At 42.7% G+C, this 20889-nt stretch carries 18 protein-coding genes; 1 reads left to right on the forward strand and 17 read right to left on the reverse strand.

What is annotated here, in order from left to right; genetic code table 11:
* Positions 1 to 7 precede the first annotated feature (7 nt).
* The 4 genes from HDC92_RS16695 to HDC92_RS16710 all read right to left on the reverse strand — a co-directional run bounded on the left by HDC92_RS16695 (position 8) and on the right by HDC92_RS16710 (position 6605).
* A complete protein-coding gene (locus HDC92_RS16695; RefSeq protein ID WP_183876184.1) occupies positions 8 to 1450 on the reverse strand; it encodes a RagB/SusD family nutrient uptake outer membrane protein in 1443 nt (480 codons plus the stop codon).
* Positions 1451 to 1469: 19 nt separating this feature from the next.
* Positions 1470 to 4703, reverse strand: a complete 3234-nt coding sequence (locus tag HDC92_RS16700) for a TonB-dependent receptor (RefSeq protein ID WP_255484563.1) — start codon at positions 4701 to 4703, stop codon at positions 1470 to 1472.
* Positions 4704 to 4934: 231 nt separating this feature from the next.
* On the reverse strand, positions 4935 to 5936 hold the full coding sequence (locus HDC92_RS16705; RefSeq protein ID WP_183876188.1) for a FecR family protein: 1002 nt from the start codon (positions 5934 to 5936) through the stop codon (positions 4935 to 4937).
* A gap of 87 nt (positions 5937 to 6023) precedes the next feature.
* On the reverse strand, positions 6024 to 6605 hold the full coding sequence (locus HDC92_RS16710) for an RNA polymerase sigma factor (RefSeq protein ID WP_183876190.1): 582 nt from the start codon (positions 6603 to 6605) through the stop codon (positions 6024 to 6026).
* A 189-nt stretch (positions 6606 to 6794) separates the two neighbouring features.
* Between HDC92_RS16710 and HDC92_RS16715 the strand changes: the two genes are divergently transcribed.
* Entirely contained in the window at positions 6795 to 8570 is a 1776-nt protein-coding gene (locus tag HDC92_RS16715) for an aminopeptidase P family protein (RefSeq protein ID WP_183876192.1), read from the forward strand.
* Between the two features lies 1 nt (position 8571).
* Here the strand turns inward: HDC92_RS16715 and HDC92_RS16720 are convergent, their stop codons facing one another.
* The 13 genes from HDC92_RS16720 to HDC92_RS16780 form a co-directional block, all read right to left on the reverse strand.
* Positions 8572 to 9351 (reverse strand): SDR family oxidoreductase, encoded by a 780-nt coding sequence (locus HDC92_RS16720; protein ID WP_183876194.1) that lies wholly within the window; start codon positions 9349 to 9351, stop codon positions 8572 to 8574.
* Between the two features lie 13 nt (positions 9352 to 9364).
* Positions 9365 to 10195: an amidohydrolase family protein gene (locus HDC92_RS16725; protein ID WP_015809815.1), complete on the reverse strand. Its 831-nt coding sequence runs from the start codon at positions 10193 to 10195 to the stop codon at positions 9365 to 9367.
* Positions 10182 to 11039, reverse strand: coding sequence for a fumarylacetoacetate hydrolase family protein (locus HDC92_RS16730; RefSeq protein WP_183876196.1), 858 nt, complete (start codon positions 11037 to 11039; stop codon positions 10182 to 10184). The genes HDC92_RS16725 and HDC92_RS16730 overlap by 14 nt, the downstream gene beginning before the upstream one ends.
* 47 nt (positions 11040 to 11086) lie before the next feature.
* Positions 11087 to 11851 carry an SDR family NAD(P)-dependent oxidoreductase gene (locus HDC92_RS16735; RefSeq protein WP_015809817.1) on the reverse strand — a complete coding sequence of 255 codons (765 nt, stop codon included), beginning with the start codon at positions 11849 to 11851 and terminating at the stop codon, positions 11087 to 11089.
* Positions 11852 to 11860: 9 nt separating this feature from the next.
* Positions 11861 to 13519 carry a UxaA family hydrolase gene (locus HDC92_RS16740; RefSeq protein WP_183876198.1) on the reverse strand — a complete coding sequence of 553 codons (1659 nt, stop codon included), beginning with the start codon at positions 13517 to 13519 and terminating at the stop codon, positions 11861 to 11863.
* On the reverse strand, positions 13519 to 13857 hold the full coding sequence (locus tag HDC92_RS16745; RefSeq protein ID WP_183876200.1) for an L-rhamnose mutarotase: 339 nt from the start codon (positions 13855 to 13857) through the stop codon (positions 13519 to 13521). The genes HDC92_RS16740 and HDC92_RS16745 overlap by 1 nt, the downstream gene beginning before the upstream one ends.
* Positions 13850 to 15103, reverse strand: coding sequence for an L-fucose:H+ symporter permease (fucP, locus tag HDC92_RS16750; RefSeq protein ID WP_015809820.1), 1254 nt, complete (start codon positions 15101 to 15103; stop codon positions 13850 to 13852). The genes HDC92_RS16745 and fucP overlap by 8 nt, the downstream gene beginning before the upstream one ends.
* A 140-nt stretch (positions 15104 to 15243) precedes the next feature.
* Positions 15244 to 16104 carry a glucose-1-phosphate thymidylyltransferase RfbA gene (gene rfbA / locus HDC92_RS16755; RefSeq protein WP_015809821.1) on the reverse strand — a complete coding sequence of 287 codons (861 nt, stop codon included), beginning with the start codon at positions 16102 to 16104 and terminating at the stop codon, positions 15244 to 15246.
* A gap of 28 nt (positions 16105 to 16132) precedes the next feature.
* Complete coding sequence (locus tag HDC92_RS16760) at positions 16133 to 16711, reverse strand: DUF3109 family protein (RefSeq protein ID WP_015809822.1); 579 nt, start codon at positions 16709 to 16711, stop codon at positions 16133 to 16135.
* A 30-nt stretch (positions 16712 to 16741) separates the two neighbouring features.
* The gene (locus HDC92_RS16765) at positions 16742 to 17518 is read right to left on the reverse strand and encodes a DUF3108 domain-containing protein (protein ID WP_015809823.1); all 777 of its coding nucleotides are present in this window, start codon (positions 17516 to 17518) and stop codon (positions 16742 to 16744) included.
* 30 nt (positions 17519 to 17548) lie between these two features.
* On the reverse strand, positions 17549 to 18064 hold the full coding sequence (locus HDC92_RS16770; protein WP_015809824.1) for a DUF2480 family protein: 516 nt from the start codon (positions 18062 to 18064) through the stop codon (positions 17549 to 17551).
* A 71-nt stretch (positions 18065 to 18135) separates the two neighbouring features.
* A complete protein-coding gene (locus tag HDC92_RS16775; protein ID WP_183876202.1) occupies positions 18136 to 20232 on the reverse strand; it encodes a peptidylprolyl isomerase in 2097 nt (698 codons plus the stop codon).
* Between the two features lie 71 nt (positions 20233 to 20303).
* Entirely contained in the window at positions 20304 to 20831 is a 528-nt protein-coding gene (locus HDC92_RS16780; RefSeq protein WP_015809826.1) for a hypothetical protein, read from the reverse strand.
* Between the last annotated feature and the right edge of the window lie 58 nt (positions 20832 to 20889).

Here is a 20889-nt window from a genome sequence, read left to right on the forward strand (position 1 = left end):
ATGTGAATTAGTTGTAGCCAGGGTTTGGAGTTAAATTAGGATTGGTCTTCCGGGCATCAGAAGGGATGGGCATCAAGATGGCTGTTGATTTCCATGAAGGTTTGGTAAGTGGTAAAACGTCATCTGCACGTGTCTTGGTGGCATCACCACTCACACTTTTCCATCTTTTCAGGTCAAACCAGCGATGTCCCCATTCTGTAAACAATTCTACCCTGCGTTCCTGCTCAACCCGCAACATACCTGCAGGTATGGATGCAATTGAAGGCAATGGGGTACTAAATCCTGCACGGCTACGGATCACATCAAGATCTTGTTTACCTAAGTCTAGTTTATTCAGTTGTATCCTTGCTTCAGCACGGATCAGATAGGCCTCAGCATACCGTAAAACCATAGAATACTCTGTTATCGGGCCCGGGTTAGTCCTTATTTTATATTTATAAGGATAGGTATGGGTTAAAGGAGGTGTCGCCGTAGTGGTATAGCTACCTGTCCAGTTTGTCCTGCGCAGATCTCCTGGTTCAAATGCATCAACAAGGCCACCAGCACCTTTTGTTAAACGGTAGTACGCTACAGGGGCAGTAATACTGGCAGGTGTCATGGTAAAACCTTCCCAGGTATTTCTGCTTCCGCCATTGTTCACCACCTGTAGTTGCCATATTGCTTCTGGGCTGTTTGCTAAAAAGGTTTTATTCATGTTAGCTCCCTGTAGCAACTGGTAATTAGGGTTACTGATGACTTCTCCTGCTTCTATCTCCGCCTGTACGTTATTCCCTGTATATAAGTAGGCACGCGCAAGCAACAAGGTGGCAGCCCCTTTTGTAGGACGTGTCCTTTCTCCTGTGGATGGATAATTGATAGCTAATAGATTTTTTGCATCGATAAGATCCGCAATAATAGACTTATAAACCTCTGCAGCAGGTGTTCTAGATAAATTGGTATTTTTCTGAACGTCCGTATCCAAAATCAACGGAACATCCCCAAAAGTATTTACAAGATAAAAATGGAAAAATGCACGCATAAACTTGGCTTCGCCCAGTAATTGATTTTTAACTTGAGGACTTAAAGTTTGAGAAGCGGTTACACCCTCAATAACAGCATTGGCCCTGTAATTATAAGCGTAAGGCTCAGACCACAGTTGCCCTACAAAACGATTGGTAGACAACACATTATTGTTTTTGAATTCCTCAAATTCCGCTGTTGATGTCAGGGCATAAGTAAACTCATCTGAGCCCATCCCTCCCATAAACATTGTCAATAAATTAGCATAGAAATAATTATAAGAATTCATATCTGAATAAATGCCCACCATCGCTGATGTCGCAGTTTTATCATTCACAAACAGACTTTCAGAAGAAAGTTCTGTTCTCGGTGGATCTATGTCCACAAATTTTTTGCAGGATACACTCAGACTAAGCAAAGCAACCAAGGGGATATATATAATAGCTTTCATTATTTTAAGAATTAAGAAGTTAAAAAGATAGTTGTAGCCCAGCTGTATAAATACTCAAAGGAGGCATAGCCAACCCTTTAGTCTCGGGGTCAAAACCATCATAATTAGTTATGGTAAACAGATTCTGTCCCTGAGCAAATACCGTCAGGTTACCAACATGAAGGCGTTTTGCAAGTGAACCCAGGCTATAACGCAAAGCCACATTTTTTAACCGGATAAAGGAAGCGTCCTTCCAATTGGCACTCGATAATCTCCACTGACTATAGGAAACATAAGCATCCCCACTTGCACTCGCCGTTGCCTTTGGAATATCGGTTTGCCTGTTGTCCGGGGTCCATCTGTCAAGTGCGCTGACATCTTTATTCACCATAAAACCATAAGGCACAGATAAATAACCATAATTTAATGACGGGCCTTCCTGTTTTACAAACTGGAAAAAGAAATCAAGACTCCAGTTCTTATAACTAAACTTATTCATAATCCCACCATAAAATTTAGGTGTGGTTGTACCCAGAAAGGTAAAATCGCTTATATCATCAATGTCCTGGTCATTATTTAGGTCTTTAATTTTAGCCAGTCCTGTTTGAGGATCAATTCCGTCAAAAATATATCCTGTAGTCACATCAATAGGCTGACCTATAAAGTATCTGCTGGCCAGAGCGGTATTTTCTAATCCTGGATACTTTAAAAGCTTATTTTTTGCTATAGTAAGATTAAAGGAAGTATTCCATTTAAAGTTCTTTTCATTGACATTTACGGTATTTAATTCCAATTCAAAACCTTTATTTTCCAGCTCTGCCGGAAGATTGGCTACATAGTCCTCAAAACCAGATTGTGGTGATAAAGGATAACTGATCAGCATATTTCCAGATTTGTTGCGGTAGTAGCTGGCAGTCATTAAAATCCTGTCTTTCAGGAATCCAAGCTCAAGTCCTACTTCAAATTTATGGTTTACTTCCCACTGGTATGTCGGAATTGAAAAACGGCTTGGGCTTAGCGTTGGGCTTCCTGCATAAGGAAAACTTGATGCCCCCCAGCCATCATAATATTCATAATCACCGATCTGGTCATTACCAACTGTTCCATAACTGCCCCTCAATTTACCATAACTTAAAAAACCCAGGTTATCTTTAATGAATGATTCATTTGCAAGCAACCAGGCCACACCTATAGCCCCAAAGTTCCCGAACCTTCTATCAGGTCCAAAACGGGAAGATCCATCACGTCTGAAAGTTCCATTTACAATATACTTTTCATCCAGATTGTAGGTGGCACGTCCAAATATAGAGGTATACTTATAGTCGGTATAATTATAATTCCTCGATTCTAACTTAACAGCAACATTAGGGTTTTTTAACTGTTCGTCACTCGGGTAGCCAGATCCCAGAAGGTTCAATCCTTCGTTAATGCTGGATTGAAAGGTACCCCCCAATAATAAATTTAAAGTCCCTTTTCCTATTTTACGGACATAGTCCAGCTGTGGCTCTACAATATAAGAGTTCAATTCACTATTCCCATAATAAGCCTCACTTTCGGTGTAATTTAAGGGGTTAGAAGAAATCTCAGGAACAGTCTGTGTCTGTTTTAAGGTCATACGGTTATAACCTAAACTTACCTGAGCACTTAAACCATTAAAAATGTTATATTTTGCCAGAACATTTCCAAAAAGGTTATTGGTTTGCGACTCATAATCCCTTTCAAAAAGAGCCATTGGATTTTGTGTATTCCCTACCCAGTAATATTTACCATCAGGTCCGTATACTGGAAAGTTTGGCGAAAGATTATAATATTGCGTGAGATCCGTAATAAAAGATTTGTTCAGGTCTGCCGTATATTTTAATGAAGTGCTGAGGTTAAACTTATTATCTGCCGACTTGTGGTTCATACTCAGGTTAACCGCACCGCGCTGATAGTTTTGATCACCAGGTGTAACATTACCTTCACGACGGTAGGTACCACTCACCAGGAAATTAGTCAGATCCGATCCTCCTGACAAAGAAAGTTGAGCTTCTGTAAATTTTGAAGTCCCACCCATTAACGTTTTCTGCCAATCGTTGTCAAGATTCTGATCCCACTTTTTAAGGTCGGGTATGCTTTCATCTGTTACAGCTATGCCATCATTTGCAATAGCTTCTTTACGTAAAGCAAGATATTGCTGGGTATTCAGCATTTCAATTTTATGATTTACAAAAGCAGCGCCGCTATACACTTTGGCATCAACGGCAGTTTTCCCACTCTTACCTTTTTTGGTACTGATCAAAATCACTCCATTTGCGCCCCTTGATCCATATATTGCGGTAGCATCTGCATCTTTTAAAATATCTATTCGTTCTATATCAGCAGGATTAATACTGTTTAACGGACTATTATTGCCATTTGCTCCCCTAAACTGATCTATTGGTTCGGAGATAAATGGAATTCCATCTACAATATATAAAGGACTGTTACCAGCAAGGATAGAATTGGTACCTCTTAAACGTACATTATAACTTGAGCCCGGATAACCAGTCGTTCCTGTAATATCCAAACCAGCAACCCGGCCCTGCAGGGCTGCAAGCGGATCGGAAACAGGCTGACTAGCGATATCTTTAGCTGTAATCGATGATACAGAACCCGTATTCAATCTTTTGGTGGTCGTTCCATAACCTATTACAACGACATCATCCAGCGTGCCTACATCGGGCTTTAAAGAAACATTCGTAGCGCGGCCGTTTTTAACCGTTGCCTCTGTAGTCACATAACCTAAATAACTGAATACAAGGATGGCATTTTCATCAGGTACCTGTATAACATATCTACCTGCATTACTTGTAGTAACCCCCTTATTTGTACCCTTGATCTTTACCGATACGCCCGGCAAGGGAAGATTGTTCTCATCGGTTACCAAACCGTTGATATAAATGTCCTGTCTAGCGGCGCTTGATGCAACTGCCACTTCCTTAAAAATAATAATGCTGTTGTTTAGCTGCTTATAATTTAATCCTGTACCTTTTAACAGCTCATCCAGTGTGCTCTTCACAGAACGGGTCTCTCCGCTGATATTTAAATTTTTAAAGGCCGCAATCAGCTCATTCCGATACGCAAACCTGAAATCTGTTTGCTTTTCTATCTGTGAAAAAGCGCTGCGAAGTGTCCCCTGGTTCATCCCGACAGAGACTTTTACGTCGGCAAGGGTTTGGGCAGATCCGGTGGAGGCGGTCAGGCTGCCGACTGCAAATAAAAGGATCATCAATAGGACCGCGTTCACTTTCATAAAAAATTTTAATTTTTTAATATTAAACGGTGAATAAAATGCCGGAACACACCGGCTTGCAAAACGAGTAGAATTGTAATACATTGCGTTGGTTTTAGTTTGAACTGATACATGAATTGAGACCATCCGCAAGCTCCGGTTGCACCCGGAGTTTGCTTCTTTTGATCTGAGCGTGGAATATTAAGGAGAAGCTTTATTGTTCATTTTTATTTGTTTAGGTTTTTTATTATGTTAACATCCTGGCCCCTCAATCGTCACTATATTATTTTCTAATGTAAGTCTAGCCCCGGTAATGTCTGCCACTACATTCAGTACCTGGTTAATATCATTTCTGTTTAAAAAAGCAGCAGTAAACCTGCAGGTTTTTACCTTTTCATTATTAAAGCGAACCTTCACCCCATACCGTTCTGTGATCATCTGCGCAGCTTCCATCAGGGTAATGTCGTCCATGATCAGGTCCTGTTTCTTCCATTCCAGCACCACCTCAGCGTTCACTTTTGCTTTTACAGGTTCTGGCAACCTTGCACTCCAGGCCAGCTGCTGGTCGGGCGTCAGTATGGCCAGTGTCCTATCTTCATCCTCCACTTTTACCTTTCCGCGGGTCACCGTTACGGTAACAGCCTTACTGGCCTGATAGGCACTAATGTTAAAAGCAGTACCCAATACTGTAGTTTTAATTTTACCGGTATGGATCACAAAGGGATGTTTCGCATCATGTTTAATGTCAAAATAAGCTTCCCCGATCAAACGTACCTCACGCAATGCTTTGCCTTCAAATGAATCGGCATACTCCAGATAACTGTCATAGTTCAACTGTACCGAACTGCCATCAGGTAATTTGATCCATTTGTGTGTCGTGTCTTTCCGGGCTTGTACCGATGAACTTTTAGCTTCCATGGCATGCGGTACACGTACCTCCGAACGCATTAACCATAAGCCAACGCCTGCAATCAATATAATTGATGCAGCAGCAGTCAGCCATCCCCATAGTTTTTGCCGGGACGGTACGCTTGTGCCAATCGAATAGTTGATCCTTTTAAAAAGCTCCCTTTCATTGATCACCAAATCTGCATGCTCGGAATTTGCAAATTCCTGTTCAGTTTCTTCCAGTGCTGTACGCCATTCCAGTTCATGGCCACCGTTTTTAACCAATTCTTCGACCTGTTTGATCTCAGCCGGACTACAGCGGTTTAAAATGAAGTTTACAAATAATTGTTTGATGGGATTTTCCAATTTTTCTTACCTGTTTATATATATTACAATTAACAGGACGGGTACATGTACGCCAGTAAAAAATAAATATCCTTTTTTTTTGAAAAATTAGCTTCGGTAAAACAAAAGCAACAATAAAGCGCCATTACGGACCATAAAATCTTTAATCGTTTTCAATGCTTTTACCATCTGGCTGTTTACGGTACTGTCTTTTATGCCCAGTTTCTCTGCCGCCTGTTTATAAGAATAACCATAATTACGGCAAAGATCGTAAATAAGGCGCCGCTGTGGAGGAAGCTGCGCAATTGCTTTTCCAATAAATTCACCTGTTTGCCTTCTTTCAGTATATTGCAAACCATCTTCACTCTGGTCCAGTGCGTGTCCAAACAGTTCATCCGAGATCCATGTCTCCCTTGAAGCCTGTTTAAGAATATTTAACGCCAGGTTTCTTGCAATGGTAAAAAGAAAACCCTGAACCGAACGGTCGGTCCTCACTGATGCCGCATGCTCCCATAACTTTACAAAAGTATCCTGTGTAACATCCTCAGCAAGTACAGGCGATTTAAGAATGCCAAGGGCATAAGCATAGATCTTCTTAACATACAAGTTATACAGCTGCGAAAATGCTGCCCTGTTCTGTTGCTTAAGTTTCTCTAATAATTCTATTTCCCCTATGGTAGACAACCGCATACTCTACAAATCTAGTAGATTTTATTTATAAACTCAACTGATTCGATTATTAATGCGGAAGTTACATAATTTTAACAGGAATTTAAAATGTCACGACAGCCTAAACCCCACAGAAAGCATACCGAAATATGCTGCAAGGAAATAAATTCATAGCTTTGCACATATACTGACATACAAAAAAAGCTGAATATGACTTACCTGGAAAAACTGAACGAAATACGCCGTCAAATGAAGGCCGACAATGTACAGGCTTATATCATCCCATCTGCCGACCCGCATATCAGCGAATATTTACCCAGGCGTTACAAATGTATACCTTTCGCGTCAGGTTTTAGTGGTTCGGCAGGAACGCTGGTCATTACCCAGGACACTGCAGGTCTATGGACCGACTTTCGTTATTTTGAACAGGCTGCAGATGAATTAAAAGGAAGTGGCTTTGAGCTCATGAAACAAAAGGTACAGCATGCCCCTGAATACATCCAATGGCTAACTGAAAAATTCGATAAAGGTGCAACGGTTGCTGCTGATGATAAATTGTTATCGGTATTGCTGGGCGAAATGCTTACCCAGAAACTATCCGTTAAAGGAATAAGTCTGAGCAACAAAGACTATTTAAGCCCAATCTGGAAAAACAGGCCTGAATTACCTTCGGAAAAGGCTTTTTTAATCGAAGAGCAGTATACAGGTCAGTCTGTACGGACCAAACTTGAGCAGTTAAGGGCAGCTATGCAGCAACAGGCTGCAGGATACCACCTCATTTCCTCTCTTGACGATCTGGCCTGGTTATTCAACATCCGCGGTAAAGATGTAAGCTATAACCCTGTAGTCCTGAGCTTTGCACTCATCAGTCAGGACCACGCTACGCTATATATCGATGTAGATAAACTGAGTTCAGCAGAAAAAGAAACCTTGTTAAAGAGCGGGGTGGAAGTACTGCCTTACGGAGAAATTGAACAGGCCATCACACATATTCCGGCCGACAGCAACATCCTTATCGATCCAAAACGCAATTGTTTTGCTTTCTATAAACTGGTCCCTTCAACTGTAAGGATCATAAAAGATACCAACCCTACCACCAACTTAAAGGCGGTTAAAAACGAAACTGAGCTTTCTAATACCAGAGCAGCAATGCTTAAGGATGGCCTGGCCATTACCCGTTTTTTAAAATGGCTTTCCGAAAATATAGGTAAAACAACCATTACAGAACTTTCTGCCGCAGCCGAACTCCGCAAGTTCAGACTGGAGCAGCCAGGCTTTATTGGCGATAGTTTTAATACCATCAGTGCCTATAAAGCACATGCTGCACTGCCTCACTATGGGGCATCGGAAGAAAGCAATGCAGCGGTTAAAGCTGAGGGCCTGTTCCTTGTGGATTCCGGTGGTCAGTATTATTATGGAACTACCGACATTACCCGTACCATTCCAATGGGAAACAATACTGAAGAGGAAAGTACAGACTATACCTTGGTGCTCAAAGGGATGATCGATGGCTGTAAAGCTCGTTTTCCTAAAGGTACCTGTGGCTACCAGATTGACGCCATCACCCGCAAGCCTCTATGGGATTATGCTATTAATTATGGTCATGGCACCGGCCACGGGGTAGGCTATTTCCTCAATGTCCACGAAGGTCCGCAGGTATTTAACCCAACAGCCAATCCCGTCCCTGTTGAACCCGGGATGATCACTTCTGTAGAACCTGGAGTATACCGCCCCGGCAAACACGGCATCCGTATTGAAAACCTGGTCAACACCATTAGGGATGTCAGCAATGAATTCAATGAATTTTACGCCTTTGAATGCCTTACCATTGCACCCATCAGCACTAAAATTGTAAAAAAAGGCCTGCTGGAAGCAGCACAGCTAGCATGGCTGAACAATTATAACGCTATGGTTTTTGAAAAACTAGGTCCTTTATTAACTCCTGATGAAGCGGCCTGGTTAAAAGAAGAAACCAAAGCCATATAATTTAGATAGATCTATCTAAATGCACATAGCCTCCATCTACATACACCAATTGTCCGGTTGTATGGCTGGAGGCTTCAGATAATAAAAACACCGTTGCATTTGCAATCTCTTCCGCTGTCGTCATTCTTTGTCCAAAAGGGATCCTGGCTTTAATCGAAGCCAGTTTCTCCTCAGCATTCGGAATTGAATTGATCCAGGTCTGGTACAAAGGTGTATAACATTCAGCAACAATAACCGCATTTACGCGAATCTCATAAGGCAGTAGCTCTAAGGCCCATTCGCGTGTTAAAGCATTTCTGGCCCCATTAGAGGCCGCATAAGCAGAAGTCCCACCTTGCCCGGTATCCGCCACCTTTGAACCGATATTCACAATTGCACCTTTTGAAGCCTTTAATGCGGGCAAGGCATGATGTGCCATCAGATAATAGTGGATCACATTCTTGTGCAGGCTGTCTACAAAACGTTCATAACTACCACTCTCCAGCCCCACACCGTCATTTACACCTGCATTATTTACCAATCCGTCAATCCGGCCAAATTTCTCCAAAACAATTTCAACTGCTTTTGCTGCTGCCGCAGGATTGGTCAGCTCAGCACTTACCTGAAAAACCTGTCCGCCATTTGCACTGATATCCCTGGCAAGTCTCAGGTTATCCTGTTCGTTTCTTCCAACAATAACGGGAATAGCCCCTTCTTTAGCCAGTACCCTTACAATACCTTCTCCAATACCTTTTGCGCCACCGGTAACAATGACCACTTTATCTTTTAATTGCAAATCCATCGATTGCTGTATTTTATAGATTATAGAATTTTGTTGCATTACCACCCCAGAACATACTTTGTTCATCGGCAGATAATTTTAAAGTATACTGTTCCATTATACCAAGTACCCGCTGGTAAGCCGCTGCCACCAGACAAACCGGCCAGTCAGATCCATACATTAGCCTTGCCGGTCCGAAAGCTTCAAAAACAACGTCCAGATAAGGTTCAAAATCTTCCGGTTTCCAATGTTGCCAGTCGGCCTCAGTTACCATTCCCGAGACTTTGCAGTAGACATTTTCATACTTGGCCAAAGCAACAATATCCTTTTTCCAATCCCCGGTATTTCCGTTTTTAATGTCTGGCTTTGCCATATGGTCCAGCACAAAGGGCTGGTCCGGAAACCTTGAAACCAGTTCAGCAGCGTATCTTAGCTGATCCGGAAAAATCAGGATATCATAGGTATAACCAAACGGTCTGAGCTTACCTATGCCGTTTGAAAATTCCGGCCTCAGCATTAGTGCACGGTCTTGTTCACCTTGTAAAATATGCCTGAAACCCTTTAACTTATCGTATTCCTGTAGAACCGAAAGCTGCACTTCAATATCCGGGGCCTGCAAATCAACCCAACCTACAACACCTTTCACAAAGTCATTCTCAGCTGCATTTTTAAGCTGAAAAAGATTTTCGGCTGCCGACTGGTCCGACTGTACAACAACACTCCCGTCAAAATGATGCTGCTGAAGTAAGGGTAATAGCTGTTCAGGCTTAAAATCTGCCCTCAACACCGCCATATCCTCGGTGATCCAGCTGTCCCTTAACGTATCATATATCCAGAAATGCTGATGGGCATCAATTTTTAACATAATTCTTCACCTGCTGTTTAGAACTGCCCAGACCCTCAATGCCCAGCTCAACCACATCACCATCTTTAAGGTATACCGGCGGGTTAAAACCCAGTCCAACACCTGCAGGGGTTCCTGTCGAGATCACGTCACCTGGTAAAAGCGTCATAAACTGGCTCACATAAGCCACTACAAAAGGTACATTGAATATAAAATTAGAAGTATTGCCGTCCTGCATTTTTTTATCGTTAACGGTAAGCCAAAGTCTGAGGTTGTCTACATCGGCAATTTCATCCTTTGTAGCCAGGAACGGGCCAAGCGGCGCAAAAGTATCACAGCCTTTTCCTTTGTCCCAGGTACCGTTTCTTTCTATCTGAAACTCACGTTCCGAAACATCATTGTGCAATACATAACCCGCCACATAATTCAGGGCATCTGCCTCTTCTACATACGATGCTTTTTTTCCTATAACTACTGCTAGTTCTACTTCCCAGTCGGTTTTAACCGAATTTTTAGGGATCACAATATCATCAAAAGGGCCAACCAATGCAGTAGTCGATTTCATAAATATAACCGGCTCCGGTGGTATAGGCGCACCTGTTTCCTTTGCATGATCTGCATAGTTCAATCCGATACATACAATCTTTGAAGGACGCGCTATCGGCGAGCCTAATCTGCTTCCTGCAGGTACAACTGGTAATTTACCTTCATTTGCCTTCACAAATGCCGCAAGACGTTCCAGTCCCTTATCCTTAAAGAATTTCTCGTTATAATCCTCACCAAAAGCTGAAGTATCGTACCAGGTATCGTTTAAAATTACACCGGTCTTTTCCAGATCGGCAGCTCCCCATCTAATTAATTTCATTTTTTTTCTTTTTTTCCTGAAAGATAATAATTGTTTGTTATCCCAACTTAATTATTCAATTTAATAAAGCCTCCATCCAGCGGATAGTCGTTGCCCGTTACAAAACCCGCTTCGTCAGAACATAGGTAAAGGGCCAGTGAAGCAACTTCTTCTGGTTTTCCCATTCTACCTATAGGCTGACTTTTAGATAGTTTTTCAAATATTTCTGCTTCCTGCCCGGCATAGTTTTTGGCAATAAAGCCGTCTACAAATGGGGTATGTATCCTTGCCGGTGATATGCTGTTGCACCGGATGCCATCTGCCATGTAATCTTTGGCAACCGACAGGGTCATCGCATAAACAGCACCTTTACTCATAGAATAGGCAAAACGGTCTGCCAAACCCACCAATGCCCCTATAGAAGCCATATTGAGCACTACACCCGCACCTTTTTGCTTCATAACAGGAATGGCAGCATACAGGCAATTGTAGGCTCCCTTAACATTTACATCAAATACCTTTGTAAACTCGGCTTCTGTAGTCGTATCCGCCCTTCCAATATGGGCAATACCGGCATTATTTACCAGGATATCTATATTACCGATCTGATGAAATACCTCAACAACATCCGATTGCCGGCTCACGTCACAACCATACGCAAAAGCCTGCCCTCCTGCGGCCTTTATTTCATTAACAGCCTGTAAAGCTGCAGCTGCATTTAATTCCACTATGTGTACATCTGCCCCTTGTTTTGCAAAAAGCACGGATATGGCCTTGCCTATCCCACTTCCTCCTCCGGTAACAATCGCTGATTTTCCTTTTAAACTAAACATTTTTAATAATTATAATGAAACTCCTCTTTTCCATGGAATAAAATCATCCTGGTTCAACTGTACTGCCTTTGGAATGATCTCTCCACTGGCGGCTTTTATGCAATATTCCAGAATTTCTGCACCCATTTCCTCTATCGTCTTCTCGCCCCTGATAATGGCACCGGTATCAATGTCAATGATATCACTCATCCTTGTGGCCAATGCAGTATTTGTCGCTACTTTAATAACCGGGCAAACCGGATTTCCGGTTGGTGTACCCAATCCTGTTGTAAATAAAATCAGTGTGGCCCCACTTGCAGCCTTTCCCGTAGTCGCCTCTACATCATTACCCGGTGTACATACCAAACTTAAACCTGGCCTGCTTACCGGTTCTGTATAATCCAGTACATCCACCACAGGTGATGTTCCTGCTTTTTTAGCAGCCCCCGTACTTTTTATCGCATCCGTGATCAGTCCGTCTTTAATGTTACCGGGCGAGGGGTTCATGTGGAAACCCGAGCCCACAGCATGCGCCTGTGCATCGTATTCCTGCATCAACCTGATAAATTTTTCTGCCGTGGGTTCATTCACACACCTGTCAATTATATTTTGTTCTGCTCCGCAAAGCTCCGGGAATTCCGCCAATAAAACTTTTGCACCTAAAGCTACTAATAAATCAGAGGTGTAACCAACAGCCGGATTGGCCGATATCCCACTAAAGCCATCACTGCCACCGCACTTAACCCCCACACATAATTTACTTAACGGAGCTGGCTTTCTCTCGTTTTTATCAATCTCTGTCAACCCCAGAAATGTTTTCAGTATAGCTGATTTGATCAATTGCTCTTCGCTCTGGCTTTGCTGTTGTTCAAATATCAGTACCGGTTTATCAAACAATGGATTTCTCTGTTTAACATCATTCAACAGATCCTGCGTCTGCAGATGCTGGCAACCCAAACTCAAAACAGTTATTCCAGCAACATTGGGATGATCTGCATAAGCAGCAAGCAGTTGGCTCAGCAAGGCCGAATCCTGCCTGGTCCCACCACAACCACCCTGATGGTTCAGGAATTTAATGCCGTCAACATTTTTAAATACCCGCTTTTTAAGGGGCTCTGCAGGCACAAGTTCATCCAATTTAAATGAGCTCAGCTCTTGTCCCGACCGGTAAGCATCCAGCAAAGCTTCTGTAAATTGTTTGTATTTATCCGTCACTGTATAACCCAGTGTATTGTACAAAGCTTCCTTGATCACATCCAGGTTCCTGTTCTCACAAAAAACTGTAGGTACAAAAAGCCAGTAATTGGCTGTGCCAACCCTTCCATCGGGCCGATGGTATCCATTAAAAGTCTTATCCTTAAATTTCGTGACATCCGGCACCTGCCATTCATAATCCACCTTCCGGTAAGCATAGTCCTGTGAGGCATGGTGTACATTGCCTGTAGTCATTAAACCGCCCTGCGGAATAAAAGCAGTGGCCTTTCCAACAAGTACACCATACATTAAAACCTCAGCATCAACAGCAAGATCGGTTATAAAGAACTTATGTTTGGCACGTATATCATCCTTTAAAGTGATCACCTCACCCTTCCATGTTATGATTTGTCCTTTAGGCAAATCCTGTAAAGCCACCAGCACATTATCATCCGGGTGGATCTGCAAAAAACTTTTTATTGTATTCGTCGACATCAGGCCTTTAACTCAAATATTTTATCCATCATTATCCATTTCTCTCCGGGCCTGGCACCCGGTACTGCTTGCTGGTATTTCCACATTAAGGTTTCCCAGGCCTGCACCTTTTCATTTCCGGCGTCCATCTCAGCTTTTTTATCAAAACTAAAACTGTCATTTACCTCCATGATCATAAACAGGCGGGTACCTGCACGGTAAATTTCCATATCCTCAATACCGGCCACAGTAATGCTATCTATAATCTCCGGCCATACCTTACGGTGCATCTCCTCATACTCGGCAATCAGCCACTCATCCGCAATCAGGTCCAGTGTCAGACAATATCTTTTATTCATATTTTACACTTTTAATAACTTTATGGCCCTTTAAACCAAACATAAACACCACTACAAAACAAATTAAAGGCACAATGTATCCGGTCTGAATGTTATGCGTCACATCGCTGATATAACCCATAGCAGGTGGCAAAACAGCACCGCCTACGATAGACATGATGATCAGACTGCTGCCCAGCTTGGTATCACTCCCCAGGTCTTTGATCCCCAGCGAGAAAATGGTCGGAAACATGATCGACATGAAAAATGCGATGCCGATCACAGTGAACAGTGCCAGCGTACCTCCCGCGGTAATCGCAACAATACACAACAGCACATTGATCAGTGAATAGATTGTCAGCAGCAATTCAGCCTTAACAAACTTCATCAGAAATGTACCTAATACCCTCCCCAGCAGAAATGCCAGTCCCACACCACCGGCATAATCTCCGGCCGACTTTTGACTGATCCCTGCAACGTCGGTAGCATAAAGGATGAAAAAACTAAATACACAAACCTGCGCACCTACATAAAAAAATTGCGCAGCAACCGCCCAGGATAAATGTTTGTGGCGCAAAGCATGCAATATCCCTGTCTTTTCAGCTTTAATATCCTCTTCTTCCTTGATCTCCGGAAGTTTCAGGAAAAGAAATATCACAGCGATAACCAGGATAATGCTTCCTAAAATCAGATAAGGTGTCTTTACAGAAGAAGCCTCCGACGCCAGGGCCAGCTGCTTTGCCGATTCCGTCATCGTACTTAATTCTTCGTCCGAAAGTCCTTTGATTAAAATTACACGCACCCCAATAATTGGCGCCATTGCTGCTGCAAGCCCGTTAAAAGTCTGTGCAAAATTTAAACGGAAAGTGGCCGTTTCCGGCGGCCCCAGCAACGAAGCATAAGGATTAGCAGCCGTTTCCAATATCGTAAGGCCACAGGCGATGATAAACAATGCGCCCAAAAAGAATACATACAACTGTGTATTGGCCGCAGGAATAAATAAGAATGAGCCTAAGGCAAAAAAAGCAAGCCCGATAATGATGCCCTTCTTATATCCATATTTCTTTAAAAGGAAGCCTGCTGGTAAGGCCATTACAAAATAGGCTATAAATACCGCAGAATCTACCAGCGAGGCCTGTAAAGTACTCAGGCTAAATGAACGCTTTAAGTGTGGGATCAGCACCGGGTCCAGGTTATGTACAAAACCCCACATAAAGAACAATGAGGTGATCATGATAAAAGGAAAGAGGTATTTATTTTTCGACATCCGGTTTAAATATTTGGTTATTCAAAGGACGGGAATTCTGGCTTTAATTATTTTATGATATTATCATATCATTAAACGATTTTAGCATATAAAGGGGGAAAAATAACCGTTCTCTTCTGCGGAAGATAACACTCACTTTGTCACTTTATCATTTTAAGCAAATACGCTCCATAACCACTCTTCACTAAAGGCTCCGAAATCTTTTTCAGCTGTTGTTTATCAATAAATCCCATCCTGTACGCAACCTCTTCAATACAACCGATCTTCAGCCCCTGCCGCTCCTCAATTACCTGCACAAACTGGCCCGCCTGCATCAGCGATGCAAAAGTTCCGGTATCCAGCCAGGCTGTTCCGCGGCTCAGTACCCCTACCTTCAGTTTACCCTGCTCCAGGTATACTTTGTTGACATCTGTAATCTCATATTCCCCCCTCGGTGATGGTTTGATGTTCCTCGCAATCTCTACCACACTGTTATCGTAAAAATACAATCCCGGAACCGCATAGTCAGATTTTGGCTGAACAGGCTTCTCTTCAATAGAAATAGCCGTATTCTCGTCATTGAACTCCACTACACCATAACGTTCCGGATCAGAAACCCGGTAGGCGAATACAACGCCCCCATCGGGGTCTGCACTTGCCTGCAACAGTTTCGACATACCGTCTCCGTAAAATATATTGTCACCCAGTACCAGGGCCACTTTATCCTTACCAATAAAATCCGCACCAATTACAAAAGCTTGTGCCAGTCCATTTGGCTGTTCCTGTACAGCATAAGAGAATTTGCAGCCCAAACGGTCCCCATCACCCAATAGCTTTTCGAAATTTGGAAGATCATGTGGGGTAGAAATGATCAGGATTTCTCTTATACCCGCCAGCATCAGGATAGACAAAGGGTAATAGATCATTGGTTTATCATAAACAGGCATCATCTGCTTGCTCATCACCAGGGTAAGGGGGTGAAGCCTGGTTCCGCTTCCACCTGCTAAAATTATTCCTTTCAATTTATAAATGTTTGAGGTTAATATTCAATCAACTTTTATCGCTCTTTTCCGAAGATACAGTATTTTCCAATTCCTCAAACCATTCAGCACCGTATTTTCTGATCAGCGGACCTTTTAAAAACTGATATACAGGAACTTTCAGCTCCCTGCCAAACGAGCAGGCATCGTGGCATATGTGCCACCTGTCGTAATTCAGCACTTCAAATTCAGGGTAGCGGGTAAGCCTGATTGGGTAAAGGTGACAGGAAATCGGTTTTTGCCAGTCCACCAGCCCCTGTTCATAGCCTTTTTCTATCCCACATTTGGTAATGCCGTTTTCAAAGGTCACATAGGCACATTCTTTATTTCCATCCACACAAGGCGTGGTCAGATCTCCATCCGCATCTACCACCGAAGTCCCCTGTTGCTCAATGGCAGCAATACCCTTAGGCTCCAGTAAATGCTTAATTTTCGGATATACCTCGGCCAGAATAGCGGTCTCTGCAACATCCAGCGGCGCACCCGCATCCCCCTCTACACAACAAATACCTTTGCACTTATTGAGGTTACACACAAAACTCTCCTTTATCAGGTCTTCATGTACCAGTGTATTTTGTACTTCTATCATTATCTTTTTCAGCTGCCATTGCAGCTCTTTTTATTTAACTATCGCTAAAGGGTACTTTAACCCATCTGCCGATTTAATTTCCATAGTTACCGAGCCCACTATGATCTCTACCTGGGCCTTTACAGGAACCCTGTTCCCATCATCTGTAATCCAGAGGTACAGCTTGCTGTCCTTCCTGAAAACACGGCCGGGCTTTATAGAAGGACTAAATTTCAAACATTTGATCTTACCCATTTTGGTCTTCACCACTTCACGCCCTACAAACTGGATTTCAAGCTGGCTGATCTCATCACCCAGAAAATAATTCAGCTTTACATTATCTCCTATCTTCATTTTCGAGATGTCCAGACTCCGCGCAAAGTAATAGGCCGAGACCAGGTCAAAAGTTTGTGTGTTTGGCGTATTAAAGGTGCCTTGTGTTGCCACCACTTTTTTACCCTCCTGGTTAAACCTCGCCTTGTCCTGTCTCCTGTATCCTCCTTCACGTATATTCTCCTGATAGAAGTACGGCTTTAAATTGTCCTTATCTATATAGGAATCGTAATGGTCCCTTATTTTATAAAAAATATCAAAAGTTCCTGATGTCTCACCGTCCACAACCAGGTTAAAAGTAGGCTTTCCATCAAATTTAAGTGTCGATTCCTTTACCTGTAGCGTTCCTTCAGCAGCAGTGATAAAGCCATATTTTAACTTATATTTCAATACTTCCCCGGCCTGAAAAACAGGCTCCTTTACAAAAGGCAACTCCTGTGCAAATCCACTGAAGCTTAACCATGTAACAGCAATAAACAATAGCGATCTTTTCATAGTTAAGCTCCAAACAAAAAGCAATCCAAATTAATCCTTACGCTTATAAATAGGCACAGTAGAGCAGGGCTCACCATACATTATACTTTTCACCACCGGCGTCAGCAAATTAGTAATCTCCACATATGCGGCCACGGTAACGTCAATATCCGCGCAACCCTTAATCACCACGCGCTCACCCGCAAACGCATTTATATCTATTTTAGACAATGCTTTGGCAAATAAAACTGCTTCCAGCGTTTCCAGGCTGCCAAAAACCACTTCATTGGCATAAGGTTTCATTTTATTGGCCAGTAGCATATAGGCCCAGGTAGGCACAATGGCATCTGCACTGCAAATGATGGCCACATTCTTTCCGGTATAGGCCGACCAGTCATGGGTCTTGATAAACTCCCTGAAATCCTTTTCCCTCAACATCAAACCATGAAAAAGGTTATCCTTTATATCGTAAACAATCCTTTCGCCAGGATGAAAATAATCTTCCAGGTTAAGGGTGATCAAACCACTTGCCGCTACTTTATTGACAAAATTTTCCTGAATATCCATATTGTAAATGTTAGGATGCAAAAAAGCCGGAAGTCAAAGGACTTCCGGCTACAAAATTACGTAAAATAAGCTTAATAGAATTTCACCCTATTGTCTTTTATCTTACTTTTATCCTGTAAGGCCTGGAAAGCCGCACCTAAAGCGCGCTGTCCACCCGCCTGCATCATGGCTTCTTTTTGCTTGTATGTGTTCGCTAAAGGAGCTGGCTGGCTAAAACCATCTACCGTAAAAGCATATACACCCGCTGTACCATCTATAGCTTTTGAAAGTTTTCCAGGTTGGGATCCAAAAACCGAACCTACCAGTTTATTTTCCTGGGCTGCGCCCGGGATAATAGGGTTTGCAAATACGATATTCTCAACAGGTGCTACTGTTTTACCCAGCTTCTGCGCTACCTGGGCCAGATTAGCTGAACCCTGCAAGGCTTTGTTCATTTTTTCAGTCAGCATTTTAGCTTTAACTGCTGTACGTACCATCGGCTCAATTTCTTTCTTCACATCTTCCAGCGAAAGCGTGCCTTTTGGTTTAATATCAGTTACACGGGCCACTACATAAGCATTGTCCATCTGGTAAACCTCTTTCAGTATTTCACCTTTATCAGTTGCGTAAGCATCACGGATCAGCTGACGCGGACTGTCCAGGCCCGGGGCAAAACCCTGTGTAGGGGTAACCCGGTCTGCAACACCAACTGTATACCCTTTTTTCTGGGCCAGTTCAGCAAAATTATTGCTTTTCACCTCATTCAGGAAAGCACTTGCTTTTTTATAAGCTGCATCCCTGGTTTTATTGCTCGAAGCCAGTCCTTTTTCTATATAGGCCAATTTGGCCACTTTTGAAGAGCCAATCTGTTTCTCGATTTTGATCAGGTGCACGCCAAACTGGGAAGTTACCACTTTAAGGTCGCCAGCCTTGCCGTTAAATGCCGCATCTTCAAATACAGGTACCATCTGTCCACGGCTAAATGTGCCCAGCTCGCCACCTTTATCCTTAGATCCGTCAATGCTGTATTGTTTAGCCAATGCAGCAAAACTAGCACCGTTCTGCAACAATGTTTTTAAGGAATCAGCCAGTTTTTTAGCTTTATCAGCACCACCCATTTTAGAAGGATCAAGCAGAATATGGCTTGCTTTTACCGAATCCGGAGAAAAACGCGTATCAATCACCTTGATCAGTTTATAGGAATTTCCAGAAAATCTTGGACCATAATAGCTGCCTGCAGGAAGGTTGAACACTACTGAATCAACAGCTGGATCCAGTTTGCCTTTAGACATATACGCATATGGGACCTTCACATCAGAGTTAACTGCTGCAAACAGGGAATCATTCGCTGCCGTCCGAAAATCAGCCGCAAGCTTATCAACCTGGGTTTTAACTGCCGCCGAATCTTCTTTTGTAGGGCTTACACTGAAAGCCACATATTCAAACGAGCGCGTCTCCGATGGATTTTCAAAACGTTTCTTGTTTTCATTATAGTAATCTGAATAATCAGACTCTGTTGGTTTTACTGTCGCATCCGGCACAGCTGCATAATCCAGCAGGGTATACTTGAAGCTCGCCAGTTTATTACGGTTCTGGTAATCATCATTGGCCTCCAGCGTAGTCACATAAATAGAATTGCTGATCAGGTTGGCATATTTTTTCTGAAGTGCCTGCTTTTCAATCTCATTCTGTAAAAGCTCCCATTGCTTCTCTAACTGTGGATTTTTATCCTGTTGTTTTAAGGAAGCCAATACTTCAGCGCGGTTTACTTCTCCCGTCTGAGGGTTACCAAAATATTGTACAATAAGCGGACTTGGGTTTTTGCCCTGCAGCAGGTCAAACAGCTCATCACTGGATATTGTTAAACCCAAACGGTTATATTCCTTACCTAAAAGAATACTGGCAATTTCACCCTGCCACACATTATCTACGGCCATAGCCTGCATCTGTGCATTGCCGGAACCACCATATTGCTGTTTAAATTGCGCTAAACTCTGGTCTACTTTCGGACCAAACTGATCTATGCTAATTTCTTCACCGTCAACTGACCCTACAACCTTTTGAGATTCAGCCCAGAAAGGCTTACCCACGTTAATTGCATCACCAACTAAAAATGCAACAATTGCAAAACCGATGGCCCCTACCAGGATATAGCCCGCGCGGTTCCGCAAAAATGTCATTAATCCCATAATATACTTATTTATAAATCTTTTTAAGAGGGCGCAAGATACAACTTTTGCGAAAAAAAGAAAATATTAAATTATTCCCCAAAATTTTCCTTTACATAAGTCTCACCATAGCCGCTTCCCGTCTTGTAATAGCTAAAATCCTGGGGTGCGCTAAAATTTTCCGCATTGGCAAAAGAGCCGTCAGGCTGTGTTACAACCCCTTTCGGAGAAAAAAACATCTGTTTATTCTGGTCCCAGATCAGCTCTTCCGTATTAAAAGTCAGGTTCTCGTTTACCACTATTACATTTCTTTTAAAGATCGTCAGCTTCTCCGTATCTTTTATGATCGCATAATCAGAGGTAATTGAACCCTTAACTTTCAGGGAATCATTCAGGAACTCGATCTTCACACCTTTGGGCATTTCCTGCAAAATTGCCCCGCTCGACGGCGTGATCTTATCCAGCACCGGAGCAAAGCCTTTTGCCTTCACCTTTGCAGAATCACTGTATATGATCTCTACGCCGGTAGTCCTGGTGGTATCTAAACTGATTTTTCTGGAAAGAGTTGCCGCTTTTTTAAGGTCATCCTCCCCACATGAGCTCAGTGAAAGCTGAGCCATGCAAAGTATAACCAAACTTAAAATTATACCCCTGCTTTTCATTAGTATAATTAATATA

This window comes from Pedobacter sp. AK017, assembly GCF_014200825.1.
Lineage (GTDB): Bacteria > Bacteroidota > Bacteroidia > Sphingobacteriales > Sphingobacteriaceae > Pedobacter > Pedobacter heparinus.